Source organism: Roseibium sp. Sym1 (assembly GCF_027359675.1).
GTDB lineage: Bacteria > Pseudomonadota > Alphaproteobacteria > Rhizobiales > Stappiaceae > Roseibium.
This window is the reverse complement of sequence record NZ_CP114786.1, coordinates 2,429,219-2,455,396: the sequence shown is the minus strand read 5'-3', so window position 1 is coordinate 2,455,396 and position 26,178 is coordinate 2,429,219. Positions and strand designations below refer to the sequence as shown.

The window sequence follows — 26,178 nt, the reverse complement described above, 5'->3', positions numbered from 1 at the left end:
GACGCCTTGCGCCCCTCCTATCGCAACAGATCGAGACCGGCGAACAGGATGATGAGAAACCCGGCCAGAGCGTCGAGCCCGCGGGAGAGACCGGTAATCGCCGTTCCTCTTCGCTCGGCAACCGACAGGAACGCGCGCCTTCCCGCAACGGCCAGCACCGCGACAAGCCCGAGCGTCAGGGCGATGCCCGCAAGCATCGAAGCCGCGAACATCAGTCCGGCCAGGGGCACACCGCGGGACAACGCCGCAACAACAACGAACAGGGTGAGCGGACAGGGCACCAGACCCGCGGTCAGGGCCACCCCGAAACCCTCGCCATGATCGCGGTGGGAAGGAGCCTTCAGGGCACGGAAAAGCAACCACGCACCGATGCCGGCCAGCAGCACCCGGCTCAATGTCTCGAGCGCAGGCGCGCGTCCTCCTCCGACGAAAGACCGCTCCATCAGATGGGCCGCGAAAAAGGCGATCAGGACCGCGGTCAGGACATGGGTCGCCGCCAGGAGGGTCGATACGGAGAGCGCGCGCATGAACCCGCTTCGGGACCCGGCAAGGTAGCTTGCCAGAATGGTCTTGCCATGGCCCGGTGTCAGGGCATGGATCGCGCCGAACAGGACCCCCGTCGCAGCCATGCTCGCAAGCAGCCAGACGTCACCGGACTGGCTGAATTCCAGGAGCATCCCGCGCACCCCGTCGTAGATCCAGCGCTGCCAGGCAACAAGAAGGTCCATCATGGGCGCCTGTCCGGCCAGGAGGGATGCAGACTGTCGATGACAAAGGCATGAGCGTGGCGTTTGCCGTGCGCCTCGGCCAGGTGCGGATGGTCCGGCGGCAGGTCCGGGTGTTCGTGTTCGAGGATCTTCCGGTCGCCCTGCGGCCAGAACCTGCCCGCCGCGAGAACGCCGGCAATGGCCAGGACCGCCAGCGTGGCCGACGTTGCCGGGAGCGGGGCCGTGCTGCCCATCCACCCCGCCAGGGGATAGGCGATCAGCCAGCATCCGTGGGACAGGGCAAATTGCGCGGCAAACACCAGGGGCCTGTCATCGGAATGAGCGGAGGTCTTGAGCAGCCGGCCCGACGGAACGAGGACAGCGGACATGCCGGCTCCCATGAAGAACCAGATTGCCAGCACCATCGGCCACAGCGCGGATCGCGGCAAAAGGATCATGGCTGCCGAGAAGACCAGGAGACACAGAGGCAGTAACGCGGCTCCGGCGAGCATGATGGTGCGGTCGGGTCGGGCTCTCAGAACCCCGGGAAGCAGCATTGCGGTCAGCATCGAACCGGCACCGTAAGCCGCCATGGACAGCGCCAGGTCGGTATCGCTCAGGCCGAGAACCGACTTCACGACCACCACACCGTTCACGATCACCGTGGCACCCGACGCGGCAACGGCCAGGTTCAGCGCGAGCAGCCCCTTGAGACGGGGTGTCTTCAGGTAGATGGCCAGTCCCTTCAGGGTCCGGCGAAACGGGGCTTCGGTGCCCGAAGAGCGAACGCCCGGAAGCGCGACACTCAGGACAAGGGCCGCGGAGACCAGGAAACCGGCGACGGTTCCTCCGAAAAGCCACTGGAACCCCACGAGCCCGATCAGAAGCGCCGCGATCATCGGGCTCAACAGGTTTTCCAGGTCATAGGCCATCCGCGAAAGCGACAGGGCGCTGGTGTAGTCCTCCTCATCCGGCAGGATGTCGGGAATGGTCGCCTGGAAGGTCGGCGTGAACGCGGCGGACGCCGATTGCAGCAAGGCAATCAGGACATAGACCTGCCAGACGGCGTCGACAAACGGCAGGGCCAGCGCCGTGCCGGCCCGGACCAGGTCGAGGATGACCAGAAAGGTCCGGCGCGGGAACCTGCCCGCGAACCCCGCGGCAACCGGGCTGAGAAAGACATAGACGATCATCTTGATCGCAAGCGCCGTTCCCAGCACTGCGCCGGCGTTGTCACCCGCAAGGTCATAGGCAAGCAGTGCAAGAGCGACCGTCATCAGGCCTGTGCCGAACAGGGCGATGACCTGCGCGAAAAAGAGATGCCGGTAGGTCCGGTTTGCAAGAACGGAAATCACTGAGCATCCAGACTGTTGAAGAATCCGAAGGTCTGTCCTGGGGGCAGGACCCTAGCAACTCCTTTTCCGTCAATAAAGGTGCTGCCCGGAACCGGCATTCTGGGCAGCTATGTCGTTTACCGAATTCAGTTCGGCATCATCGCGCCGATCGCGTACATGCCGTCGTCGTCTTTCACCAGCATCAGGGTCACGGTGTCACCTTCCTTGATGTCGCCGATCATCTGAGCGCCGTCCAGAAGGGTCAGGTCCATGGTCATTGCCGGCCAGCCGATCTCGGGAATCGGGTCGTGGCTGACATTGGCAGTGCCGTCACCAATCGAGTTGACAACGGCCCTGGCGTGGACCGCGCCCTCCATCTGTTCATCGGACATCGGCATGTTGGAATGATCCATGCCATGCGACGACTGCGCCAGCGCCGCGGGCGTCATGGCGAGGGAGAGAAACGCTACGAGAGTGAGGGTCTTCATTTCAGGTTCCTTTCGTTGGAGTGCTTGCTGTTCCACGGGATCATTCGGCGGGCTGCGCCGTTCCGATGTCCGGTGTCCTTTCGCTGAGTTCGCGGTTCACGCGGGTAAGCGCGAGCCGCTTCCAGATGACGAAAATCGAGGGAATGACGAACAAGGTCAGAAGGGTCGCCGTCGCCATGCCGCCCACCATCGGGGCTGCAATTCGCTGCATGATTTCGGACCCGGTCCCCTGCCCGTACATGATCGGGATCAGGCCGGCGAAGATCGTGGCAACCGTCATCACCTTGGGCCGGACACGCAGCAGCGCGCCTTCGAAGACCACCTCCTCGACGTCAAGCGTGGTCATTTTCCGGGCTTCGCCGGCGGCCAGCTTCTTGCGCTTCTCCCAGGCCAGGTTGAGATAGAGCAGCATGACGATGGCGGTCTCGACGGCGACCCCGGCCAACGCGATGAACCCGACAATGACCGCGACCGACATGTCGAAATCGAGGTACCAGAGGAACCAGACACCCCCCGCCAGCGCGACCGGAAGGGCGGCCAGGATGATGCCGACCTCGATCACCCGGTTGAACGCCATGAACAGCATCAGGGTGATAATCAGAAGCGTTGCCGGCGCAACAAGCTTCAGACGCTCCTGCATGCGTTCGATATATTCGTACTGACCGGACCAGGAGATCGAGTAGCCGGGCGGCAACTGAACCATCTCCGCCACCACCTTGCGGGCTTCCTCGACATAGCCGCCGAGATCGCGCCCGGCGATGTCGATGAAGACGAAACCCGTGCGGCGCGCGTTCTCGGACCGGATCATGCCAGGACCGTCCACAACGCTGACCTCCGCCAGTGCCCCGAGCGGGATATGGGCACCCGACGGCGTCACCACCGGCAGGTTCCTGAGGCGTTCGGGACTGTTGCGCCACTCCTGCGGATAACGAAGGTTGATCGGGAAACGTTCGAGTCCCTCGACGGATTCCGACACCTGCATGCCGCCGATCGCGGTCTGCACGACGTCCTGGACGTCACGGACGCTCATCATGAACCGCGCGGCCGCTTCCCGGTCGACGTCGATCTCGACGAAGCGTCCTCCGACGGGCCGTTCCGCATAGGCCGACGCGGTTCCCGGGATGCCGGAAACGGCGGCCTCGACTTCGATCCCCACCTGTTCGATGACCGAAAGATCCGCGCCGGTGATCTTGACCCCGACCGGCGTCTTGATGCCCGTCGCCAGCATGTCGATCCGGTTCTTGATCGGCTGGATCCAGACATTGGTGACCCCCGGGATCCGGACGGCCTTGTCCAGTTCGTCCCGAATGCGGTCCATGGTCATGCCCGGACGCCAGTCGCCCTGCGGTTTCAGCTGGATGGTCGTCTCGATCATCGTCAGCGGTGCCGGATCGGTGGCGGTCACCGCGCGGCCCAGCTTGCCGTGCACGGTCAGCACCTCCGGTACGGTGGCGATCAGGCGGTCGGACTGCTGGAGAACCTCGCGCGCCTTGCCGATGGAGACACCGGGATAGAGCGTCGGCATGTAGAGGAAATCACCTTCGTTCAGTTCCGGCATGAACTCCGTGCCGATCCGCTGAAGCGGCCACCACAGCGAAGCAACCAGGGCTGCCGCCAGCAGCGTTGTCGCCCAGGGCCAGGCGACGGCGGCGTCCAGGAACGGCCGGTAGACCCAGATGACGATCCGGTTCAGCGGGTTCCGGCTTTCCGGCAGGATGCGGCCGCGCACGAAATAGCCCATCAGCACCGGAACCAGGGTGATCGAGAGGATCGCCGCCGCCGCCATGGCATAGGTCTTGGTGAAGGCCAGCGGCTTGAAAAGGCGGCCTTCCTGGCTCTCCAGAACGAAGACCGGCAGGAAACTGACAGTGATGATCGCAAGCGAGAAGAACAGCGCCGGACCGACTTCCGAGGCGCATTCGCCGACTATGCGCCAACGGTTTTGAGGGGTCAGTTTTTCGTGTTCAAGGCGGCGGTGCATCGCCTCGATCATCACGATGGCCGCGTCCACCATCGCCCCGATTGCGATCGCGATCCCGCCCAGCGACATGATGTTGGCGTTGACGCCCTGCAGCTTCATGACGATGAAGGCCGCCGCGATGCCAAGCGGCAACGACAGAAGGATGACCAGCGACGACCGGACGTGCAAAAGGAAGGCCGCGCAGACCAGAACGACCACGATGAATTCTTCGGTCAGTTTTTCCTTGAGGTTGTCGATGGCCCGTTCGATGACGCCGGAGCGGTCATAAGTCGTCACGATCTCGACGCCCTCGGGCAGACTGGCGCGCAGTTCACCGATCCTGGCCTCGACCGCCTTGATCGTTGCCAGGGCATTGCCGCCCCAGCGCAGGATGACCACACCGCCGACCGCATCGCCTTCGCCGCCGAATTCACCGACGCCGCGGCGCATTTCCGGTCCGAGGCGAATGTCGGCGACATCGCCGAGGGTCAGTGCGGCGCCGCGGTCATTGACCATCAGGGGCGCCTTGGCGAGATCGGCGAGTTCGTCGACATAGCCGGTGGAGCGCACCATGAACTCGGCTTCGCCCATCTCGATGACGCTGCCCCCGGTCTCCCGGTTTGCCGCCTGGATGGCATTGCGGATCTGGGCAAGCGTCACGTCATAGGCCCGCAGCTTGTTCGGGTCGACCACGACTTGGTACTGCTTGACCATGCCGCCGATGGTGGCGACTTCCGAAACACCCTCGACGGTCTGGAGTTCGTATTTCAGGAACCAGTCCTGCAGGGCCCTGAGCTGAGACAGGTCGTGATTTCCGGTCCGGTCGATCAGGGCATATTGATAGATCCAGCCGACACCTGTGGCGTCCGGTCCGAGCTGGGGCGACACGCCTTCGGGAAGGTTCGCCGAGATCTGTCCCAGGTATTCCAGGACGCGGGTCCGGGCCCAGTAGAGATCGGTGCCGTCCTCGAAGACGACATAGACATAGCTGTCCCCGAAGAAGGAAAAGCCCCGGACGTCGCTTGCACCCGGAACCGCCAGCATCGCGGTGGCCATCGGGAAGGTGATCTGGTCCTCGACCACTTGCGGCGCCTGGCCCGGATAGGGTGTACGCACGATCACCTGAACGTCGGACAGGTCCGGAATTGCGTCGACAGGCGTTTCGCGGACCGCCCAGACACCGGCGACGGCGATCATGACGGCAAGCGCCAGCATGATGAACCGGTTGGCTATGGAGGCGCGAATGATTGCGGCAATCATCACATGCCCTCCTCAAGACGCGTTCCGACCAGCGTCATGGAAAAATCAGGATTGCGCCGGAGCAACAGCGTGATCTCGCGGTTCAGGGGCAAATCGGAGGTCCCGAGTGTCTGATCGACTGGAAAATCCATCGTCATGCCCGGCATGCCGATCTCGGTCATTGGGCCATGCGTGATGTTCGCGGTCCCCGCGTCCGTATCGACCGCATTGATCGTGCCGCGCACTTCCATCGGCGGTACCACCGGCTCCGCCTTTGCCAGCACCATGGTCATGCTGTCCGGCCGTTCGAAGGTCAGGGAGCTTTCCATGCCGACCGGCAAGGTTTCGAGGTCCAGCGCCTTGTCGACCGCAAAGGCCATGGTCATGCCCGGCATGCCGATGTCGGCGATGGGGCCATGGGTGATGGTTGCGCTGGCGGCCTGCACATCGATGGAGTCGATCGTTCCCGACACGACAATCGGCGCGGCTGCCTTCGGTTCATCCGGTACGGGCTCCGGGGATGCCTCTTCAGCACCTCCGGCCGGCCGGACCGCGACAATGGAAAACAGGCCGCTTTCATCCTTCGACAGGTCGAACTCGACCGGAACGTCGAGCGGCACCGTCGCGGGATCCAGACCGGCGACGGCCAGGTCCATCTGCATGGCGGGCCAGCCAAGATCCGGAACCGGGCCATGGTCCAGCGTCAGCTTGCCGTCGGCGGTCACCGCGAGCACCATGCCGGTGCCGGTCGCAGCCACGCCGTCGTCGCTGCCCAGTTCGATCAGGCCAAGAAGGCCGTCAGCGCCCCGTGCGGCCCGGAAGACAACCTGTTGACCTTCGCTCAGCTTCTCAAGGGGAACGCTTGCCTGCACCGGAAATCGCGATGTCATGGCCGGCCAGTCCAGGCTCTCCAGAACCTCGTGACGAATTGTTGCCATGCGGGTTTCGCGGTTGAGGGCAATCAGCTCGCCTGTGCCGCGCGCGGGAGCTTCGTTGGTCGGCGCCATACGCATCAGGCCGGCATTGAGCGCGCTTTCGCTGTCGATCAGAAACTGGGCGGAAGCGACGACCTCCTCGCCCGGCGCCAGGCCCTGGGCGACTTCGGTGCGGCCACCCTCGCCGAAATTGTCGCGCAGCCCCGTTGTGATCAGACGCGGCTTGAAGGTGCCTTCGTCGACCTTGATGATGACCCGTTCCGCTGCCCCTGTGCGAATGACCGCTTCGGTGGGCACCGTCAGGGCCGTGTGCGTTTCCTTCGGGACGAGGCTGACATTGCCGAACATGTTGGGCCGCAGCAGCCCGTCCGAATTGTCGAACCGGAGTCGCACCGGAAGCGTGCGTGTTTGGGCGTCGAGTTCCGGATAGATGTAGTCGATCTCGCCCTCGAAGGTCCGGCCCGGCAGGTGCTCGAAGCGGGCAACCGCGCGCATGTCCTCGCTCAGGCGTGCAATGTCCCGTTCAAAGACATCGACGATCAGCCAGACCTGGTCGAGATCGGTGATCGACATCGCTTGCGTGCCGGGCTGAAGAAACATGCCCTCGGCGGCGCTGATGGCGATGACGACACCGTCGCGTGGGGCTTCGATCTTGATCCGCCGCGCGACCTCTCCGCTTGCCTCGATCTCCGCAATCTGGGCTTCCGATGCCCCGTGGCTGCGCAGCTTGTTGCGGGCGGCCTCGACGGACAGCCCGTTGCCGTTTTCAAGGGATCTCAGAAAGTCGAAAGCCGCCACGCCGAATTCTGGAGAGAACAGTTCGAACAGCACTTCACCCTTGGTCACGCGGTCGCCGACCGCCCGCACATCGAGGGTCTCGATCCAGCCGTCAACACGGGTGTGCACGTGGCTTGTCAGATGTTCGTCGTAGCGCACGAAGCCGACGGTCTCGATCTGTTGCGAGACCTCGTCGATCCGGGCCAGCGCCGTTCGAACGCCGATAGCGTTGATTTCTGCCGCGGACAGGGTCACTTCGGCGGGATCACCGGAGGGTTCCTGTCCCGCATAGACCGGAATGAGGTCCATGCCCATCGGCGATTTGCCGGGACCGGGCTGGCGAAAGTTCGGGTCCATCGGAGCGACCCAATACAGGATTTCGGGACCGTCCGATGAAGCGGAATCGGCAGGATTCAGGTAAAGGCGCTCGAGATACACCCCTCCTGCCGCACCGGCGGCAAGGGCAAGGATGCTGAGCGCGGCATATCGACCACGCATGGAAACCTCTGGGTCGCCATCGGCACGGTGCCGATGGCATGTCCATCAACCAGTGCGCCCGGACAATGCCCGGACACGGCTACACGGATGTCAGAGTGTTCTTGGCGGGCGGTGCGGAAGGGAAAGATCGGCGCGCTGCAACGCGTCCGGGGGGACCTGCAGAAACGTGACGACGTACAAGACGCCCGACAGCGTCTCGTCGCTAGAGCGAACCGTGTCACCTGCACAGTAAGTGCCGTCACAACATTCACCCGGGACCGGATCTTCGACGAAGTCAGCGGCAGGCTCGCCGTGATTGTGCGCCTCGTGGGCCATGGACTTGCCGCAGGGACTGCCGCTTTTCTCCAGGTTCATGTGACCTGTCTCGCCGGAAGCACCGTGTCCCGGCGTCAAACCGGCAAGAGACACCACGAACGCCAGCCATAGCGTCGCGACAAGTTTGCCAAGTCTGAGTGAGGTCGAGGTCATGACGTCCATATATGCCGGGAAGCGGCGGACGCAAGTAAAAATTATGAGCACCGCAAAAGAAGTGTTGTACCTTGCGAACGGACGCCCAGAAACCTTCCGTTTCCTTGCGAGGAAAGGAACAGTTGGCGGAATATGGTTCGCTTGTTAATATTCTAGGGTCCAGCGGCCGAGAGGCCTGGACAAGTCGTGGGCGACGACAAACGGAGACCGGCTTATGCCAGTGATCATCTATGCGCCTACGGAACGCGTTGAGCGCAATCTCAAGCAGATTTTGGACCGACTGTTTTCAAACTGCGTTCATTATCAGGACCTTCGCGACAATGGCCAGCACCTGGCCACCTTGAGCAGGCCGCCGCATATCGACGTGCGGATCCAGGGCATCGTCCGTCTCTTCGAGTTCAACAATCCGCAGCAGCATTTCTCAAGCGTGGTCGCATCGGTCGCCAACGCCATTCAGGAGAACCATTGGGAAGCGCATACGGAAAAGATCGGTGAGATATTGCAGGCGATCGATTCCTCCTCCTCGGAAGTCCTGGTTTATCTGAGCGGCGGCCATTTCTCGGTCACCCGGTTCAGACCGCACCCGCATCCGCACATGCGCACCCGCGGTCTGCTGATCGCGACGGGACCGGGCCTGCCCATGGGCGGGATCGTTCGCGTCGGCGCGGGCAATGAACTCTATTCCCGCCTGTATGGCCATGCCGGCCGGCAATTGATGCGCGCAGGCGATGAAGCCCTGATCAACGGGATCATCAATCTGGGTGTCAATGTCGGCACCGGAATGGTTCTGGCCCGGCTCCTGGGCGCGACCGGCCTGATCTCGCAAGCGGACGCGGGGGCGCTCTGGCGCGGTTTTAGTTTGCTGAGGCAAGGAAGCGCGGCGGCGACCGCGCGTCAAAGATAGATTGCCGACAGGGGGACCAAACGGAGCCGTCGGGCAATCATGCGAGACGGCGATCCCGTCATGCTTGGCCTTGTGGACCTCACCGCACGGCGAACTGTCCCATCATGCCAGCATCTTCATGCTCCAGAACATGACAGTGGTACATGTAGGGAGCGTCCGGCGAAGCAGGACGCGCAAACGTCACCTGAATCTCGCAACGGCCGGTCACCAACACCGTGTCCTTCCAGCCCCGGTATTCCGGCCGGGGCCGGCCCCCGTTTTCCGACAATACCTGGAACCGGGTCCCGTGAATGTGAAACGGATGACTGAGCATGTCTGAACTGACCGACCAGATCTCCGTCGAGCCGAGCGGGACGGTAAAATCCAGTCTCCCCAGATCAAAGGGCTTGCCGTTGATCCCAAAAGAGGGACCGCCACCCATCATTCCCATGCCCATGTTCAGCTCAAAGGACCGCCTCCGGGCGTTCGGAGAAGGGGACGTCGCCGGCGTACCGCCGAGGTTGTCCGGCAACCGGCCGAACCGTACGGGAAGCGTCTCGTCCACGATTGCGGACAGCACCGGGAAGGATTGATCCCAGACCTGGTCCAGCACGCCCCTGAAGCGTCCCATCATTCCGCCAGGCCCCTGGTTCGGATCCTGCTTGCTGAACAGGGTCATCGGACGGCCATCCGAGAAATCGACCAGAACCTCCGCACGTTCGCCCGGCGACAGTAGCAAATGAGACAGTTCGACAGGTGCGGGAAGAAGGCCGCCGTCCGTAGCAATCAGGTGGAGCGGCCGGTTGTCGTCAGCCTCAAGATCATAGATCCGCGCGTTAGAGCCGTTCAGAAGCCGCAATCTGACAATCCCCTTCGGCACGGCAACAACCGAACCTGCCTGACCGTTCACGAGGATCGTGTCTCCGGTCATGCCATGCATGAGATCCATCATGCCGAGCTCATAGGGCATGGTTCCGTCGGCCGCCAGGCGCCGGTCCTGTATGACCAGCGGCAGATCGTCGATGCCATGGCTGTTTGGAACGCCGCGCTCGTCGTCGAGCCCATCCACGATCTGGAGCATGCCCGCAAGCCCGTGATAGACCTGAATGCCGGTTCTCCTGTGGCTGTGCGAGTGATACCAGAGCGTTGCCGGCGGCTGGCTGATCTCGAGATCGACATTCCAGGTTGCTCCGGGCGGAACCGGCTGATGCGGCCCGCCATCCTGGTCGCCGGGGATAAGCAATCCGTGCCAGTGCACCGTGATGTCTTCCCCGAGTGTGTTCCTGACGGATCCGCGGAAGTGGCCCGCACCGAGCCGGATCACCGGGCCGAGATAGGCCTGGTTGAAGCCGGCTGTGGCCGCGGCTCCTATACCGGGCATCTGATGCGTGCCCGGCATCGCCGTCAGCTCGAACGTCCCGTTCGCCCGCGCATCGAGGAGCGGCGGAAAACGTAGCCTGGGCAGTGTTCCCAGTTCCTCGTCCCCTGGACCGGAATGGCGCAGGCCATACCGGTAGGCACCGCCTGCCGCGACCAGCGCGGCAGCTCCGCCCAAAAGCAGTTGTCTTCTGTTCAACACGCCTTTTCCGATCGTGCATGGCCGCGCGAAGAGACCGTGAGACCGAACTCCCCACCCGACTGGTTGCAGGTTATCTTGTCACCGGTCCTGCCGGGCTTCCCGGATTGCCTGCATGAGTTCCTCGGACGAGACCAAGCCCGGAAAAAGGCTGTCCGCGACGATGAAGGTCGGCGTGCCGTTGATGTTGAGGGCTTCGGCGAGGTCCATCGATAGGCTGATATGGGCCTCGACTTCGGGGGCCGACATGTCCGCCTCGAGTTGTTCGACATCCAGTCCGACCTCCCTGGCGATCTCGATCGTGGTGGCTTCCTCGATCCGGCCCTCATGGCCCATCAGCGCCCAGTGGAATGCGTCATACTTGCCCTGCTTGCGCGCCGCGAGCGCGGCCCGTGCCGCAAAGACGGATCCCGGGCTCAGAATGGGCCATTCCCGATAGACCAGCCTCACATTCGGATCCGTTTCGAGAAGGGCTTTGACTTCGGGCATCGCACGTTTGCAGTAGGGGCAATTGTAGTCAAAGAATTCGACCAGCGTGACGTCGCCCTCCGGGTTGCCCAGGACCGGCGCATTCGGATCCTGTTCCAATTCGGCGCGCCTTTCCGAAAGGATCGAAGCCACGCCGGCCTGTTGGCGCTCCAGCTGCCTTTGCTGGAGCATGCCGATCGCCTCCTCGATGATTTCAGGATTTTCGAGGATAGCCTCGAGCGCCAGTTCCTTGACCCTGCTTTCCGACAGACCGCCGCCCTGATCGGCCAGGGCGGCCGAAAAGGTTGTGAAAACGGCGATCAGGATCGCGCCCAGGCCGGGCAAACGGTAAGTCATTGGCGGTTGCTCCTCATGCGTTCGTTCATCATGTCGTGCCGCTCCCGGATCTCCGCGGGCCACTGCGCCTTGATCCAGGACAGCGCGGCGACAATGTCCGCATCGCTTAACGTGCCCTCGAAGGCGGGCATGTTCGACTGGAAATCCTCAAGGTCCAGAGCCTTTGCCGTTCCGAATTTCGTGACCCGGAAAAGCAGCTCGTCCGCATGATGCCAGGTGTGGCCGGTTTCGTCGTGGGGCGGGGCCTTGAGCGTGCCGTCGGGATTGCCCGACTGCCAGTCGGGCTCCCCTTCAAGCGCCGCTCCGTGGCAGGAGGCGCAATATTGCGCATAGATCCCGCCCCCCCGGCCAACGAGTTCCTGGTCGTCCGGCTTCAGCTCGAAGCCGGCGGAATTGCCGGCTCCCGTCGCATAGACAGCGGCTGCGGCAGCCGCCGCAACCGCCATTCCGGCAAACAGGGATCGACTTGTCAGCGTGACCATGTGCGGGTCACTGACCGGTCGTCAGGAAGGGTTGCGGCGATCCGGTGTTGTTGCCGTCCAGGGCATAGACCGTGTAGCTCGCGCCGGGATCGTATCCCATGCCGAGCGATCCCTGCGGCATTCCTGGCACCGCGATGCCTTGAATGTCCGGCCGCTCGTTCATCAGCTTGTCGACCGCTTCCAGAGGCACATGGCCTTCCAGGACATATTTGCGCTCTCCGTCAATCACCGCCGTGTGGCAGGCCTGCATTTCCTCCGGCACGCCGGCCTGTTTCTTGATCCCCGACAGGTCTTCCATGTCCTCGATCACAACCTTGTAGCCGGCCGCTTCAACGGCGTCCGTCCAGACCTTGCAGCAACCGCACCATGGTGTCTTGAACACCGTGACGGTCGTGGCGTCCCCGGCCAGAGCCGCGGAGGAAACCGCCATGGCAATCATGCCCGCGGTGATGCCTGCCAATTGTCTCTTAGTCATTGTTTTTTTCCTTTCCTGCCTGTGCGTGGCACGATTTTCCCATGAGGCGGTGCATGACCAGATGCATGCCGACGCAGCCCAGCATGGGCGCGGCATAAAGCAGGGTCTGTCCGATCGTCTGTCCGGCGGGAGCCGCCGCGATCAGGATGCCGGTGCCGGCAACCATTGCGGCACAGCATGCCATCATGAAGAGATTATGCCCTGTCAGGACCTTGCCCGCAGGAGAGGCCGCCTTCGAGGCGAGAGTGACCGACGGAACGGAGGATCCGCTCGCGGTGCGTGTGGTTTGACTTGTCATAGGATGATTACCCTTGTTCCAAGCGGGACGCGCTCGAACAGGTCTTCGACATGCGCATTGATCATGCGAATGCAGCCGTTCGAGACGGACCGTCCGATCGAGGATGGTTCGGTGGTGCCATGGATCCGGTACATCGTGTCCCGGCCATTGCGATAGAGATAGAGGGCCCGGGACCCGAGCGGATTTCCGGGACCGCCGGGAACACCGCCGGCATACCTGGCGTATTTCCCGGGATTGCGCCGGATCATGTTGGCGGTGGGACGCCAGCTGGGCCATTTCGCCTTTCGCTCCACGACCGCCTCGCCCTTCAGCGACAAACCGGCCCTACCGACACCTATGCCGTAGCGCCGCGCTTTTCCGATCCCTTCAACGAGGTAGAGAAAGTGCTTCCCTGTATCCACCACGATAGTTCCGGGTGGATGAGCGAAATAGGGGACGGCTTGCGGTTCGAACTTGGGGTCGACCGTGAAGGTGTTCTTTAGGGTCTGGTGCGCGGACGCCGGGACAGCGAATGTCCCGTACGACATGGCTGCGTAAAAAAGCAGGCTTCGCCTGGATAGCATCGTTCCACTCCAATACAGATTGACCTGTCGCGCGCGGTCCTTGCGGAGCCGCGCGTGTGCCTGGTCAGACCTGTCTTGGAGGTCGGTTTTCCGGGGATGGCTTGGAGGCGGTGAATTCGGGCGGCTGCACCTGTTCCGGCGCGATTTTCACATGCGGCAGCGCCACGGCGCGCGCCGCGAGCCATGAGATGCAGTCCGCGCTGCAACTCGATGCCTTCTGTGTCTTGCTCTGCTCACCGGATTGCTCGCAGCATTTCATATGGTGAGCACCGGCGTTCGTCAGCGTCGTCGAAAGGGCTTCGGCCTGTTGGGCTGGCGCTGGCAGTCCGACACGGTCTCCACCGAACGCAGCGGCCGTGTGAACCACTGCAAAAACGGCAACCAGAAAGATCGAAAGCCAGGAGCGCATGAGGTCTGGATACCTGATAAGTTTCAACAATTCCATACGTGGACTTACACACTTGAGTGAATGCTCCGGGGTCAGGACCCTAGGCGACATCAAACCATGTGTTCATGCCCGCGGCCGCATGTTCCAGCATGTGGCAATGGAACAGCCACTTGCCGGGATTGTCCGCCACGAAGGCAATCCGGGTCGTCTGGTCGGGGCCGACAAGAAACGTGTCCCGCCAGGGATCGCCGTCATCGATGGTCGCCCCGCCACGCTCGACCACCCGGAAATGGTGCCCGTGCACATGCATGGCGTGCATGAAGGCCGTGTCGTTGACAACCTCCAGGATGATCGTTTCTCCTCTTTGGGCCGCAAACAGCGGCTCCTCGGCCAGGTTCGCAACCCCGTTGAAGGCCCAGAGCTGCCCGGTGCGCGGATAGTCCTCTCCCGACAGCACCTTGCCCTTGTAGACCGTCTCGACCATCCGGCCCATGGCACCGCCGGTCATGTCGACGCGCACGACCCGGGCGGAGTCCAGATCCGGTTCGGGGATGGCGTTGGGCTGCAGAGATCCGGGTGCCCCGGGTATCCCGTCACCCTCGACGGTCCTGAACCGGACAAAGGGAAAAGGGTCGTTTCCCGAGAGCTCCTCAAGTGCGAAGTCGTCTTCCGGTGTCACCAGAAGATCCATGCGTTGCGCAGGGCCGAGCAGCATTGGGGCATAGGCCGGTGTTTTGGGCTCGAGGAGCGGCTGGCCGTCATAGGCCAGGATCTTCGCGTTGAACCGTCCCGGGTCGATCTCGAAAATCCGGGCGTTTGCCGCATTGATCAGCCTGAGGCGGGTGGCCTGTCCGCGAACCAACTGAAAATCCGGATTGCTTTCACCGTTCACCGTCAGCCAGTTGCCGAAGCGGCCGCCATGGCTCCAGTCCATCAGATGGCCGAGACTGGCAAGATCGAGGCCTCCGTCCCGATTGAGGCGCCAGTCGTCGATCACCAGCGTCAGGTCGTTCTCCCGGCTGAAGGCGGGCTCGACCTCATCCACGATCAACGGGCCGTAGAGCCCGCGCGCGACCTGGTTCCAGCTCTTGTTGTGCGCGTGATACCAGTAGGTTCCGGCATCCGGCACGACGAACTCGTAGTCGAAGCTCTCGCCGGGCGGCACCGCGGGCTGTGTCAGCCCGGCGACCCCGTCCATCGCGTTGTCGATCCTGATCCCGTGCCAATGGATGGAGGTCGGCTCTTCAAGATTGTTGATGAGCCGCACCTTCACGGTCTCGCCCAACCGCACCCGGATCTCAGGTCCCGGTGCGGTGCCGTTATAGGTCCAGAGTTCGGACACCGCCGCATCGTCGCGGTAGAGTTTCTTGCGGGAGGGCCCGGCGGTCAGTTCCAGAAATCCGTCGGAAGCCCGCGAGGTGGTCAGGAGCGGGGGCATGGACAAGGCCGTTGCCCCCGCTCCGGCCAGTTGAAGCACTCTGCGCCTTGTCAGCATGGTGTCAGTTCTCTCTTTCCAGGAGATAGGTCGCGATCGCTTTCCTGTCTTCGTCGGTCAGGAAGGCGGTGCCGTCCCGAACCACTTCGCCCATGGAGCCGCCAAAGACATCGCCGTCCGGCGTGATCCCCGTCTTGAGCGCGTATGACAGGGAGTTTATGGCCCAACCACCGTCCTTCAATGCCTTTTGCGTGATCGGTGGCGATTTGCCACCGTCGGGAAGCTCCTCGGCACCATGCAGGGCCATTTCCGCCTCCCGGGCGCCAAGCAGGTTCCGCGGCGTGTGGCACGCGCCGCAATGGGCCGGCCCCTCAACAATATACTTGCCCCGGTTCCAAAGATCGCTCTTGTCCGGGTTCGGCGAAAACGGCGCCGGGTCATGGTAGCGCGCACGCCAGACCTTGAGCCCTGCCCTCAGATTGAACGGCGGCAGCATCTCGTGCGCCTTCGAAGGTTCGGCAACGGGCGGAACGGTTTTGAACGCCGCCCAGAGATCGGCGACATCCTGGTCGCTCAAGCTGCTGTAGAACGGATAGGGGAACGACGGAAAATACGGGCTTCCGTCAGGAGCCACACCCTGGCGCAGGGCGCGCGCGAAATCCTCCAGGTTCCAGCCGCCGATACCGTGCTCGGGATCGGTTGTCAGATTGGGCGAATAGAAGGTCCCGAAATCCGTCGGCAAGGCCACGCCGCCCGCAAGCGGCTTGCCCCCTCCATCGGCATTGGTGTGACAGGCAATGCACCCGGACATTCTGGCGAGATAGGCACCCCGCCCCGGGTCGGCTTCGAGGTTTTCGACCGCTTCCGCCCGGCCTATGGGCCAGAAATGCAGCCCTGCAAGGACCACTCCCGCAAACGCGGGAGCAGCCATTGCCGCAATGAGCCAAAAGCGCATCGCTTATTTCTTCTCGACCCGGAACTTGGAATGGCACGCGGAACAGGTTTGGGCGACCATGTTGAAGATCCCGTCTGCCGGCATCTGGGCCAGCATTTCGGGATCCGCCATTGGCGTTTCCGTCCCCATCATGCCGCCCTGGGTCATCATGGACCCGCCGCCCATCATACCGCCTTCGGACATCATCGCGCTTCCGCCCATCATGCTTTCCTGCCCCATCGCGCCTGCTCCGGCGCCATGGGCAAGGCCATTGTCCGCGGCCTTGCCGAGCGCCGCGGCGAAAAGGTCCAGCTGATCGGCGAGGGTCTCGAATTCCTGCCAGTTTGACCAGATCTCGGGCTTTGCCTCCGAGGGGCCTTCGATGCTGTGCTCCGGGAAGAGCTTCGTCAGGGCCTCGCCTGAATGGGACCGGATCACCCCGGCACCCTTGCGCACCGTCTCCGCGTCATAGTCCGTTTCGCCGCGCATTATGGTCGTGAGGGATTTCATCACATCCCCCATGGCGTCCATGGCGTCCATGCGTTCCTTGACGATGCCCGTGGCACCACCATGCGCCAGGGCCGCAGCAGCTCCGCCCAGCACAAGCGCGCCGGCGATGGTCATTACTCTGAATTTCATGAATTTGTTCCTGTAACCGGTTGATCGGCGACGGTCGCCGAAGAAGAATTCAAGCGGAAAGAGGAACATCTCGTGGAGGTGGCGGATCGAGGTTTGCCGTTCTGGAAAATACCGAAACCGGCGAGATCGTGCCGGTCTCCGGCACAAGTTCGGGAACAGACAGATGCGCATCCGCGGTCAGGGCCAGCAGATAGGCACCGCAATGAACAGTCTCACGCTCGGCGGCATGCCCGTCCGGGCCGGTGTCGGCATGCGTATGATTGTCGCCGACATTCGCTTCCAGGGCATGTGCATGATCGTGTGGCATGTCGGCGAACGCATGGCTGAACGTTCCACCTGCCAGCAGGAAAGCCGCCGCAAGAACGGTCCTCAAGAAAACAGGGAAAATGGTACGGCGATGCATCGATGCTGACCTACTGGATCCCGTTTGCGCGCTGGAGCGTGCGAACATAGGCAACAATCCGGTCAACATCCCGTTCGGTCAAGTCTTCAATCGGCGGCATGTTGCCAAACGGCCAGTGATGGGCGCGAACACCCTGCCGGACTGCCAGGAAAAACGACCCGTCAGCATGATGGGAAGGCTCGTAAATCTTGTGAATCAACGGCGGTGCTATGCCTTCCTGACCGGCCGCGTTCGTTCCGTGACAGCTTGCACAGTTCTTGTTGAAAACCGTCTTGCCTATTGCCGCAGCACCTTCCAGCCGCGGCACGGTCACCTGGACCATGGGGGCTCCGGAGGCCTCCTTGTCCGAGCCGTTCCGGTCAATGAGGAAGTACCCGCCGATCAGCACAGCGGCAATCAGCAGGAGCATCACACGTCTGTCATACTGCATCAGGAACGGACTCCGGCAAGATCATCGAGAATGGGACACTCCGGCCGATGGTCGCCTGCGCAAGCATCGGCAAGGTGCGAAAGCGTTGCCCTCATGGACTGGAGCTGGGCGATCTTGTCGTCAATCCTCTCCAGATGGAGCTGCACCAGGCTTTTCACCTGGCTGCTTTCACGGTTCTCGTCGTTGTAGAGCGACATCAACGCGCGGCACTCCTCGATGCTGAAGCCAAGCGCCCTGGCCCGTCCGAGAAAGGCGAGCCGGTGGAGATCCTTGTCCTGGAAGGACCGGTAGCCGTTGCCGGTTCTCAGCGGTCTGATCAGCCCGATATCCTCGTAGTAGCGAATGGTCTTCGCCGGCAGGCCGGACTGGCGGGCGACTTCACCGATATTCATGACACCTCTCCTTATTCAGCAGGCACCGTCGATGCGCGCGGGGTAATGGCGACTTGCGGAGCCGTCTCGTCCATGGCGGGTGCTATGGAGCGCAAACGCAGCGCGTTGGTCAGCACAAAGACCGAAGACAGCGCCATTGCGCCGGCCGCGAGAACGGGGGACAGAAGTATTCCGAATGCCGGATAAAGGGCTCCCGCCGCGACCGGAATCAAGGCCGTGTTGTAGGCAAAGGCCCAGAACAGGTTCTCCCGGATGTTGCGCATGGTCCGGCGGGACACCTCGTGGGCGTTCACGACACCGCGCAGATCGCCCGACATGAGCACCACGTCTGCGGACTCGATCGCGACATCCGTGCCGGTTCCGATCGCAATCCCGACATCCGCATGGGCAAGGGCAGGCGCGTCGTTGATGCCGTCGCCGACAAAGGCGATCTTCAGGCCACCTTCCTTGAGCCCGGTCAGGGCCGTAACCTTGCCGTCGGGCAGCACGCCCGCGATCACGGTGTCGATGCCGGTTTCCGCGGCAATCGCTTCCGCGGTCTCGCGCTTGTCGCCCGTGATCATCGCGACCTTCAGACCCTGGGCATGGAGAGCCGCGATCGCAGCCCGGCTGGATTGCTTGACCGGGTCAGCGACACCGATAACGGCGGCAACCTGTCCGTCAATGGCCGCATAGAGCGCCGTCCGGCCCCGTTTCGCCAATCCGGTTTCTTCCCCTGCCAGAGCGGATGTCGCGACACCTTCGCGCTCCATCAGCCTGTCCGCGCCGACCAGGACGCGCACGCCGTCGACCACCGCATCGACACCGTGGCCCGTGATCGAGGCAAAACCACTCGCATCAGGCAGCTCGAGGCCTTCGTTGCGTGCCGCGCGCAGGATGGCTTCGGCGACGGGATGTTCGGAACGTGCCTCGACAGCGGCAATACGCGACAGGACGAAAGACCGTTCAAAGCCGGGCGCTAGCACCAGGTCGGTCAGTTCCGGCCGGCCTTCGGTGACGGTTCCGGTCTTGTCCAGGGCCACGACGCCGACGTCGGCAAGCTGCTGCAGCGCATCGCCCTTGCGGAACAGGACTCCCATCTCCGCGGCCCGGCCCGTGCCGACCATGATGGAGGTCGGTGTTGCGAGACCCATGGCACAGGGACAGGCGATGATCAGCACCGACACACCGGCAACCAGCGCAAATGTCAGCGCAGGATCCGGGCCGACCAGCAGCCAGACCAGCACGGTGACGAGCGCCACCGTCATGACGGCCGGGACGAACCAGAGCGTGATCCGGTCGACCAGCCCCTGGATCGGCAGTTTGGCGCCCTGGGCTTCCTCGACCATGCGGATGATCTGCGACAGTGTCGTGTCGGCACCGACACGCGTCGCCCTGAACTGGAGCCCGCCCGTGCCGTTCACGGTGCCGCCGGTCACGGCGGCTCCGGCGGATTTGGCGACCGGCACCGGTTCCCCCGTGATCATGCTCTCATCGACATGGGAGGCCCCCTCGATCACCTCGCCGTCAACGGCAATGCGTTCACCGGGACGCACAACGACGACATCCCCGGTCGCGAGTGTCTCGATCGGCACTTCGGTTATCTCGCCCTCGCGCAGGACCCGTGCCGTCTTGACCTGGAGCCCGAGCAGTTTCTGGATGGCGGCCCCCGTGCGCCCCTTTGCGCGCGCTTCCAGAAACCGGCCGAGCAGGATCAGGACGACGATCACCGCCGCGGCCTCGAAATAGACCGCGCGCACCTCTGCCGGAATGAGCACCGGCAGGAAGGTCGCGACGACGGAGTAGAGATAGGCGGCGCCGGTTCCGACGGCCACGAGGCTGTTCATATCCGGTGCGCCCTTGAGGAGCGCCGGAATGCCCTTGGCATAAAAGGCGCGCCCCGGGCCGAACAGGACGATCGTCGTCAGGGCAAACTGGAGATACCAGCTCGCCTGCTGGCCGATGGTTGTCGAAATCAGGTGATGCAGCGACGGGACCAGATGACCGCCCATCTCGATCAGGAACACCGGCAGGGCGAAGGCGGCGGCAATCGCCATCTTGCGTGCGAGATCGCGCGCCTCCTCGGCCTTGCGCTCGCTACGGTCCTGCGTCGCGCCGGCTTCGGCGACGCTCGCCGGATAACCGATATCCGCACTGGCCTTCACCAGGTCCTGAACGCTGACCGCGCCTTCGGCGAAGGTTACGGTTGCCGTCTCCGCCGCCAGATTGACGCTGACGTCGAGCACGCCGGGAACGGCTTCCAGGGCCTTGTCGACCCGGCCGACACAGGAGGCGCAGGACATGGACTGGATATTGAGTGTCACCGTTTGCGTGCGGGCCGGATAGCCCAGCTCGTCAAGTTTGGCGACGGCCGCCGCAACATGGTCCGGTGCGGCGGTGAACTGGGCGCTTTCGCTTGCCAGGTTGACGGCGACGTCCTCAAGACCATCGACGCTTTTCAGGCCGCGTTCCACGCGCCCGACGCAGGATGCACAGGACATTCCCTGAACTGACAGGGTGACTTTCCGATGGACGGACATGGGTCCAACTCCGGTACGAATTGATCGATGTCCCTCAGATAGAGTTTCCAGTCACTGGAAGGTCAAGCCTGTTCCGGAATTTTCTTATCAAGATTTTTCGCTTGACCTTCCCGCTGCTGGAAAGACCAGGACTTTAAAAATCAATCAACCGATGGAGCCAAACATGAAATTCAGCGTTCCTGACATGAGCTGCGGTCACTGTGCCGCAACAATCGAAAAGGCGGTCAAGACCGTCGATGCCTCGGCAAGCGTCACCTGCGACCTGGAAAAACACCTCGTCGAAGTCGGCACATCCACGACGCCGGAGGCCATGGCGGCCGCGATCCGCGAGGCAGGCTACGAGGCCGGCCACGTGCCTGGCTAGAGGCAAGATCACAAAAGGTGGGCCTGCGCACACCGAATAGTGTGCGGGCCCGACAAATCCGTTTCCTGGGCTCGAACCGCCCTGTGTGTTCAGGAAACAGTCTTCACGGGAGGCCCGACTTGTCGTCCGGTTACGAAAAAGACAGCCTGACACTCTTCGATGCGGTCGCCATGGGCACCGGTGTGATGATCGGTGCGGGCATCCTTGCACTGACCGGACAGATTGCCGAACTTGCCGGGCCGTATTTCCCGTTTGTGTTCGTGTCGGGCGCCACCGTAACCGCGTTCAGTGCCTACACCTATGTCAAGATGTCGAATGCCTATCCGTCCGCGGGCGGGATTGGCATGATCCTGCAGAAGGCCTATGGCGCGACGGCGGTTACCGCCGGAGCTGCCCTGCTCATGGCCCTGTCCATGGTGATCAACGAGAGTCTTGTGGCACGCACCTTTGCGGCCTATCTGCTGCGCGGTTTCGATCTCGCACCTTCCGGCTGGCCCGTACCCGTGATCGCCGTTGGCGTTATCCTGTTTGCCTGGCTGGTCAATGCGTCGGGCAACAGGTCGGTCGGCCTGTTTTCCACCGTCATGGCCATCCTCAAGGTCGGCGGCATTGCCGTTTTCGGCGCCGCCGCCTTGTGGGCAGGCGGGTTCAGTTTCGAAGCGACCGGACAAGCTTCCGAATATGGAGGCGTTGCAGGCTTCATCGCGTCGACGGCCCTCGCAATTCTCGCCTTCAAGGGGTTCACGACAATCACCAACAGCGGCGCGGAGATCACGGATCCCCACCGCAATGTCGGCCGGGCAATCATCTCGGCGATAGCCATTTGCATCCTGGTGTACCTGCTTGTCGCCTTCGCCGTCGGATCCAGCCTGCCGCTCGAGACCATCATTGAAGCGAAGGACTATGCGCTTGCCGAAGCCGCCAGGCCGGCGCTGGGACCCGTCGGGTTCTATCTCACCGTGGCCCTGGCGCTTGTCGCGACCGCGTCCGGACTGATCGCAAGCATGTTTGCGGTGTCCCGCATGCTCGCGATGCTGACGGACATGAAGCTCATCCCTCACAGCCATTTCGGCATGCCGGGCGTCATCCGTGATCACACCCTGGTCTATACGGTCGTTGTTGCGGCGCTGCTCGCGGTCTTTTTCGACCTCAGCCAGATCGCCTCGCTGGGCGCCTTCTTCTATCTTGTCATGGACATCATCATTCACTGGGGCGTCTTCCGGCACCTGCGCGACGACATCGGCGCACGCGGCTGGATCCTGTTGACCGCCATCGGTCTGGACACGGTCGTCCTGGTTGCCTTCGCAGCCCTCAAATGGCAGCAGGATCCGGTAATCGTCGTCTATGCCATTGCCGGTATTGCGGTGGTTTTTGCCTTCGTGAAAATCTTTCTGCACTTCAATCCGCCGGCACCGCACCAGCACTCCTCCTGAGACGATGCGGCAGGACGGCGGCGGCCGCCCCACCGCACGGCCGGTCAGAAGGGTGGCGACGACCCTCACCGATTACCTGACACTGCAGGCCGCGCTTGCGGACCTGCGCCGCCTCTTGCAGGGAATGGCGATGGAGGCGCAGGTGTCGGGTCCCGGTCCGGTCGGCACTCCGCAAACTCAATCGTGAGGAGAGTGACCGGAGGCGATCGCCAGGTGATGCTCCTGATGATGTGCGCCGAGCGTCATCACGCCGATGAAGCCGAGGCCGGCAAGCATCTGCAGGTCGGACGGCTTGCCCGCGCGCACAATCATGACCGCTCCGTCCGGCGTGGTTTCGGTTTCATAGCTGAAGCCGCGCACGCCGCCCATGGTCGCGGCGTGGGCCGTGACCATGCGCTGGATCGAGTCGCGCACGCCGCCGTCCCCCGTGACAACGAACCGGTAGCCGTCATCGAGCAGCGTTGATTGCACCTTGGCGTGAAGCGTGACGTTGCTCATGTCGACCAGGTGGCTGCGCAACGCGGCGATGTCGACTGCCGACCAGTCGGTTTGCGGGTCCGCATCCAGTAGAGCGACGATTTCCTGGATGGCGGCGAAGGCCGACTGTCCCGGCTCGCGCGGCGCGGCCTTGACCGGTGCCGCCGTCTCCTGCATGGCAGATGTGTGAGCCCCATGGGCGTGATGGGCGTCGGTCTGGGCCTGCGCCGGCAGGGCAACTGTCGCCAGGGCGGCGGCAAGAACAAGTCTGATCATCGTGGTTCCTTTCCTGATCCGTTGCCGGAGCTTGCAGTCTTCAGGTCAATTGGAACATGATAGCTATCATGTCAGATGATTTTTCTTCCCTATTCGAAACGCCCCATGGCCAAAGCCGCCTGCTCGACGCCGGCAATTACCTGTTCCATCAGGGCGCCCCGGTCAGAACCCTTTTTCTGGTCACCAGGGGCGAGGTCCAGCTGATCCGCCACCAGGAGGGCGGCGCTGCGCTGGTGCTGCAAAGAGCCGGCCCGGGCGACATCCTGGCCGAGGCTTCCGTCTATGCCAGGGCATATCACTGCGATGCGATTGCACATGTCGAAGCCGGGCTCCGCGGCATATCACGCGGCTTTTTCCTGGAGCGCATCCGCGAGAACCCGGACCTGGCCGCAGCCTGGGCGGCGAGGCTTGCCAGGGAAATCCAGACCACGAGACTGCGCAGCGAAATTCTTTCTCTCAGGACCGTTGCGGACAGACTGGACGCGTGGCTAGCCTGGCACGGAACCTTGCCGGCCAAGGGGGAATGGAACCAGGTCGCACGCCAGATCGCGGTCAGCCCGGAAGCGCTTTACCGCGAAATCGGACGGCGGCGCGCCGGGTAGAAAGAGTTCGATAAACGTCTATTCCCGCACCCGTCCCTCATCCAGCTGCGCATGCCGCCGCAATCGTTGCCTGGCCAAGACTGATGCCGCCGTCATTGGCAGGAAGGTCCCGAGGCAACAGGACCTTCAGGCCCTGCGCTTCGATCCGGGCCGCCAGTCCGTCCGACAGGATCGAATTCTGCATGACGCCGCCGGACAGGGCTATCCTGTCCAGACCATGCGCACTGGCAATGCGACACCCCGTTTCGGCAAGACTGCCAACCAGAGCAAGATGAAACCGCGCGGAGATACGCCCTCTCTCCTCGCCGGCTCTCAAGTCGGCAAGCAGGGCTTCCCAGAGCGGCTTCCACGACAATATGGTGCCGCCCTCCTGGGTCGTCTGGACAGGATAGCCGCTCTCTTCTTGCAGAAAGGGGCGCGCCATGGTTTCCAGCATGGACCCCGTCTGGCCCTCGTAGGTCTGTTTGTCCGCACACACACCGAGGGCAGCAGCGACCGCATCGAACAGCCGGCCCGCAGAGGAGGAAAACGGCGTGTTCACGCCTTTGGAGACCATCTGGTCCACAAGCGGAAGATTCTTGTGCCGCAACGGGTCAAATATCCCGGTACCTTCCAGCATGGATCGATAACCCGGACCAAAGGCCGCCTGCAGATGCGCTATCAAATTGCGCCAAGGCTCGCGGACCGCCGCCGCCCCGCCCGGCAAGGCCACCGGCAGGAAATGTCCGGCACGTTCGAAACCCCGATAGCCGCCGAGCAGCAGCTCGCCCCCCCAGATCGTCCCGTCCGTCCCCAGGCCGGAGCCGTCAAGGATGATCGCCAGCGTTTCGTCGTCACCGGGCGGGACGCCGGCTTCCGCAAGGCAGGCCGCCAGATGCGCGTGGTGATGCTGGACCTCGATCACCCGTGCCCCGGTTTCGGAGGCGATTTGCCTGCCAAGCTGCGACGAAAGGTAATCGGAATGGCCATCGACGGCGATGATCTCGGGATCGAACCTGAAGATCCCGCGGTAGAGCTCAAGGTTCTTCCTGAGGTCCTGAAGGGCATGCCGATGCTCCAGATCGCCCATGTGCTGGGAAACAACGGCCTGTCCATCCCGCAAGAGGCAGAAGGTCGACTTCAACTCGCCACCCATCGCCAGAACCTGCGGAGCCTTACTGAAAGGCCCGGGAAGCGGAAGCGGTGCCGGAGCATAGCCTCTGGCCCGCCGCAAAACCGTTCGCCCTGCGGCCGAGACCCGCACAACACTGTCGTCCAGCCGGTTCACAATGGCCCGGTCGTGCATCAAGAACCCGTCCGCAATCCGGGACAGCTTCGTCCGGGCCTCGCTGTTGTCGATCACCTGGGGCTCTTCGGAGAGATTACCGGATGTCAGGACGATGGGTTTGCCGACCTCCGCCATCAGGAGATGATGCAGGGGCGTGTAGGGCAGCATGACACCCAGCCGGTCCTGCCCCGGAGCAAGGTTGCCGGCCAGACCGTTGTCCTCGCGGATCTTCAGGAGCACGATCGGCGCGGCTCCGCTGGTCAGCAACCCGGCTTCGGCGTTGTTGACCTCGCAGATCGCCCGTGCCTGTTCGACATCCCCGACCATCAGCGCCAACGGTTTGTGCGGCCGGTTCTTGCGCGCACGCAGCCGCTCGACGGCGTCGGGCCGCGTTGCATCGACCGCAAGGTGGAATCCGCCGATCCCCTTGATGGCGACAATCTGGCCGGACCCGAGCCTTTGAGCCGTCCACCCGATCGGATTCTGCGTCTCGTTTCGCTGCCCGTTTTCCTCGAACCATAAGGTCGGGCCGCAGGCCGGGCAGGCATTCGGCTGGGCATGGAACCGCCGGTCGGCCGGATTGTCATATTCCGCCTGGCAGTCGGAACACATCACAAACGGCGCCATCGAGGTATGTGCGCGGTCGTAGGGGATCGCCTCGATGATCGACAGCCGCGGTCCGCAATGGGTGCAGTTCGTAAAGGCATAGCCGTGCCGCCGGTCCGACGGGGCGAGTGTGTCCCGGAGACACTCCGGACAGGTCGCCGCATCCGGAACGATCCCGGTGGAAACGTCACCGGCCACGCTGGAAACAATCCTGAACCCCGCGTCCAGCGTTAGAGTTTGGCCAAGGATGGCTTCCGCGACCACCTCATCCACCCGGGAAAGCGGCGGACTGTCCGTTTTCAGCCGCTCCAGGAACCGTCCGGTTGCCTCAAAGCCGCCCCAGACCTCTGCCAACACGCCTTCCGCGTCGTTCAGGACATGCCCGGCGAGGCGCTCCTCTTGCGCAAGACGCCAGACAAAGGGTCGAAAGCCGACGCCCTGGACCAGGCCCCTCACCCGCACCCGTGTTCCGATCTTCTCCAACGTGTCGTCGCCGGCGCTCATG

26 protein-coding genes are annotated in these 26,178 nt (G+C 63.1%); 4 read left to right on the top strand and 22 right to left on the bottom strand.

Features of this window, described 5'->3' with window-relative positions; genetic code table 11:
• Positions 1-17 precede the first annotated feature (17 nt).
• From O6760_RS11195 to O6760_RS11170, 6 genes are all read right to left on the bottom strand, one after another.
• The gene (locus tag O6760_RS11195) at positions 18-731 is read right to left on the bottom strand and encodes a HoxN/HupN/NixA family nickel/cobalt transporter (RefSeq protein WP_269585449.1); all 714 of its coding nucleotides are present in this window, start codon (positions 729-731) and stop codon (positions 18-20) included.
• Entirely contained in the window at positions 728-2,062 is a 1,335-nt protein-coding gene (locus tag O6760_RS11190; protein ID WP_269585448.1) for an MFS transporter, read from the bottom strand. Before O6760_RS11190 ends, O6760_RS11195 begins: the two co-directional genes overlap by 4 nt.
• A 125-nt stretch (positions 2,063-2,187) precedes the next feature.
• A complete protein-coding gene (locus tag O6760_RS11185; RefSeq protein ID WP_269585447.1) occupies positions 2,188-2,529 on the bottom strand; it encodes a copper-binding protein in 342 nt (113 codons plus the stop codon).
• A gap of 40 nt (positions 2,530-2,569) precedes the next feature.
• Positions 2,570-5,749, bottom strand: a complete 3,180-nt coding sequence (locus tag O6760_RS11180) for an efflux RND transporter permease subunit (protein ID WP_269585446.1) — start codon at positions 5,747-5,749, stop codon at positions 2,570-2,572.
• Entirely contained in the window at positions 5,749-7,938 is a 2,190-nt protein-coding gene (locus O6760_RS11175; protein ID WP_269585445.1) for an efflux RND transporter periplasmic adaptor subunit, read from the bottom strand. The genes O6760_RS11180 and O6760_RS11175 overlap by 1 nt, the downstream gene beginning before the upstream one ends.
• A gap of 90 nt (positions 7,939-8,028) precedes the next feature.
• Positions 8,029-8,406 carry a hypothetical protein gene (locus tag O6760_RS11170; protein WP_269585444.1) on the bottom strand — a complete coding sequence of 126 codons (378 nt, stop codon included), beginning with the start codon at positions 8,404-8,406 and terminating at the stop codon, positions 8,029-8,031.
• A 214-nt stretch (positions 8,407-8,620) separates the two neighbouring features.
• Between O6760_RS11170 and O6760_RS11165 the strand changes: the two genes are divergently transcribed.
• Positions 8,621-9,310, top strand: coding sequence for a hypothetical protein (locus O6760_RS11165; protein WP_269585443.1), 690 nt, complete (start codon positions 8,621-8,623; stop codon positions 9,308-9,310).
• Between the two features lie 79 nt (positions 9,311-9,389).
• On the opposite strand, the gene O6760_RS11160 is transcribed toward O6760_RS11165, so the two are convergent.
• The 14 genes from O6760_RS11160 to O6760_RS11095 all read right to left on the bottom strand — a co-directional run bounded on the left by O6760_RS11160 (position 9,390) and on the right by O6760_RS11095 (position 20,648).
• Positions 9,390-10,868, bottom strand: a complete 1,479-nt coding sequence (locus O6760_RS11160) for a multicopper oxidase domain-containing protein (protein ID WP_442969871.1) — start codon at positions 10,866-10,868, stop codon at positions 9,390-9,392.
• A 78-nt stretch (positions 10,869-10,946) separates the two neighbouring features.
• Complete coding sequence (locus tag O6760_RS11155; RefSeq protein ID WP_269585441.1) at positions 10,947-11,690, bottom strand: DsbA family protein; 744 nt, start codon at positions 11,688-11,690, stop codon at positions 10,947-10,949.
• Entirely contained in the window at positions 11,687-12,172 is a 486-nt protein-coding gene (locus O6760_RS11150) for a c-type cytochrome (protein ID WP_269585440.1), read from the bottom strand. Before O6760_RS11150 ends, O6760_RS11155 begins: the two co-directional genes overlap by 4 nt.
• Positions 12,173-12,179: 7 nt before the next feature.
• On the bottom strand, positions 12,180-12,647 hold the full coding sequence (locus O6760_RS11145) for a DUF411 domain-containing protein (protein ID WP_269585439.1): 468 nt from the start codon (positions 12,645-12,647) through the stop codon (positions 12,180-12,182).
• The gene (locus O6760_RS11140) at positions 12,640-12,945 is read right to left on the bottom strand and encodes a DUF2933 domain-containing protein (RefSeq protein ID WP_269585438.1); all 306 of its coding nucleotides are present in this window, start codon (positions 12,943-12,945) and stop codon (positions 12,640-12,642) included. Before O6760_RS11140 ends, O6760_RS11145 begins: the two co-directional genes overlap by 8 nt.
• Positions 12,942-13,508 (bottom strand): L,D-transpeptidase, encoded by a 567-nt coding sequence (locus O6760_RS11135; RefSeq protein WP_442969870.1) that lies wholly within the window; start codon positions 13,506-13,508, stop codon positions 12,942-12,944. The genes O6760_RS11140 and O6760_RS11135 overlap by 4 nt, the downstream gene beginning before the upstream one ends.
• Before the next feature lie 64 nt (positions 13,509-13,572).
• Positions 13,573-13,917: a hypothetical protein gene (locus O6760_RS11130; protein WP_269585437.1), complete on the bottom strand. Its 345-nt coding sequence runs from the start codon at positions 13,915-13,917 to the stop codon at positions 13,573-13,575.
• 79 nt (positions 13,918-13,996) lie between these two features.
• Positions 13,997-15,391, bottom strand: coding sequence for a multicopper oxidase family protein (locus O6760_RS11125; protein ID WP_269585436.1), 1,395 nt, complete (start codon positions 15,389-15,391; stop codon positions 13,997-13,999).
• Positions 15,392-15,395: 4 nt separating this feature from the next.
• Positions 15,396-16,286, bottom strand: coding sequence for a c-type cytochrome (locus O6760_RS11120; protein ID WP_269585435.1), 891 nt, complete (start codon positions 16,284-16,286; stop codon positions 15,396-15,398).
• A gap of 3 nt (positions 16,287-16,289) precedes the next feature.
• Positions 16,290-16,904 carry a c-type cytochrome gene (locus O6760_RS11115; RefSeq protein WP_269585434.1) on the bottom strand — a complete coding sequence of 205 codons (615 nt, stop codon included), beginning with the start codon at positions 16,902-16,904 and terminating at the stop codon, positions 16,290-16,292.
• A gap of 49 nt (positions 16,905-16,953) precedes the next feature.
• Positions 16,954-17,307 carry a hypothetical protein gene (locus tag O6760_RS11110; protein ID WP_269585433.1) on the bottom strand — a complete coding sequence of 118 codons (354 nt, stop codon included), beginning with the start codon at positions 17,305-17,307 and terminating at the stop codon, positions 16,954-16,956.
• 10 nt (positions 17,308-17,317) lie between these two features.
• A complete protein-coding gene (locus tag O6760_RS11105; RefSeq protein ID WP_269585432.1) occupies positions 17,318-17,737 on the bottom strand; it encodes a c-type cytochrome in 420 nt (139 codons plus the stop codon).
• Entirely contained in the window at positions 17,737-18,129 is a 393-nt protein-coding gene (gene cueR / locus O6760_RS11100; protein ID WP_269585431.1) for a Cu(I)-responsive transcriptional regulator, read from the bottom strand. Before cueR ends, O6760_RS11105 begins: the two co-directional genes overlap by 1 nt.
• 11 nt (positions 18,130-18,140) lie before the next feature.
• Positions 18,141-20,648 carry a heavy metal translocating P-type ATPase gene (locus O6760_RS11095; RefSeq protein WP_269585430.1) on the bottom strand — a complete coding sequence of 836 codons (2,508 nt, stop codon included), beginning with the start codon at positions 20,646-20,648 and terminating at the stop codon, positions 18,141-18,143.
• A 163-nt stretch (positions 20,649-20,811) separates the two neighbouring features.
• Here O6760_RS11095 and O6760_RS11090 point away from each other — a divergent pair, with 163 nt between their 5' ends.
• Positions 20,812-21,012, top strand: coding sequence for a heavy-metal-associated domain-containing protein (locus tag O6760_RS11090; RefSeq protein WP_269585429.1), 201 nt, complete (start codon positions 20,812-20,814; stop codon positions 21,010-21,012).
• 119 nt (positions 21,013-21,131) lie between these two features.
• Positions 21,132-22,445: an APC family permease gene (locus O6760_RS11085; protein ID WP_269585428.1), complete on the top strand. Its 1,314-nt coding sequence runs from the start codon at positions 21,132-21,134 to the stop codon at positions 22,443-22,445.
• Positions 22,446-22,622: 177 nt separating this feature from the next.
• Here the strand turns inward: O6760_RS11085 and O6760_RS11080 are convergent, their stop codons facing one another.
• Positions 22,623-23,198: a hypothetical protein gene (locus O6760_RS11080; protein WP_269585427.1), complete on the bottom strand. Its 576-nt coding sequence runs from the start codon at positions 23,196-23,198 to the stop codon at positions 22,623-22,625.
• Between the two features lie 68 nt (positions 23,199-23,266).
• Between O6760_RS11080 and O6760_RS11075 the strand changes: the two genes are divergently transcribed.
• Positions 23,267-23,800, top strand: coding sequence for a Crp/Fnr family transcriptional regulator (locus tag O6760_RS11075; protein ID WP_269585426.1), 534 nt, complete (start codon positions 23,267-23,269; stop codon positions 23,798-23,800).
• 37 nt (positions 23,801-23,837) lie between these two features.
• On the opposite strand, the gene hypF is transcribed toward O6760_RS11075, so the two are convergent.
• Complete coding sequence (gene hypF, locus O6760_RS11070) at positions 23,838-26,177, bottom strand: carbamoyltransferase HypF (RefSeq protein ID WP_269585425.1); 2,340 nt, start codon at positions 26,175-26,177, stop codon at positions 23,838-23,840.
• Position 26,178: the final 1 nt, after the last annotated feature.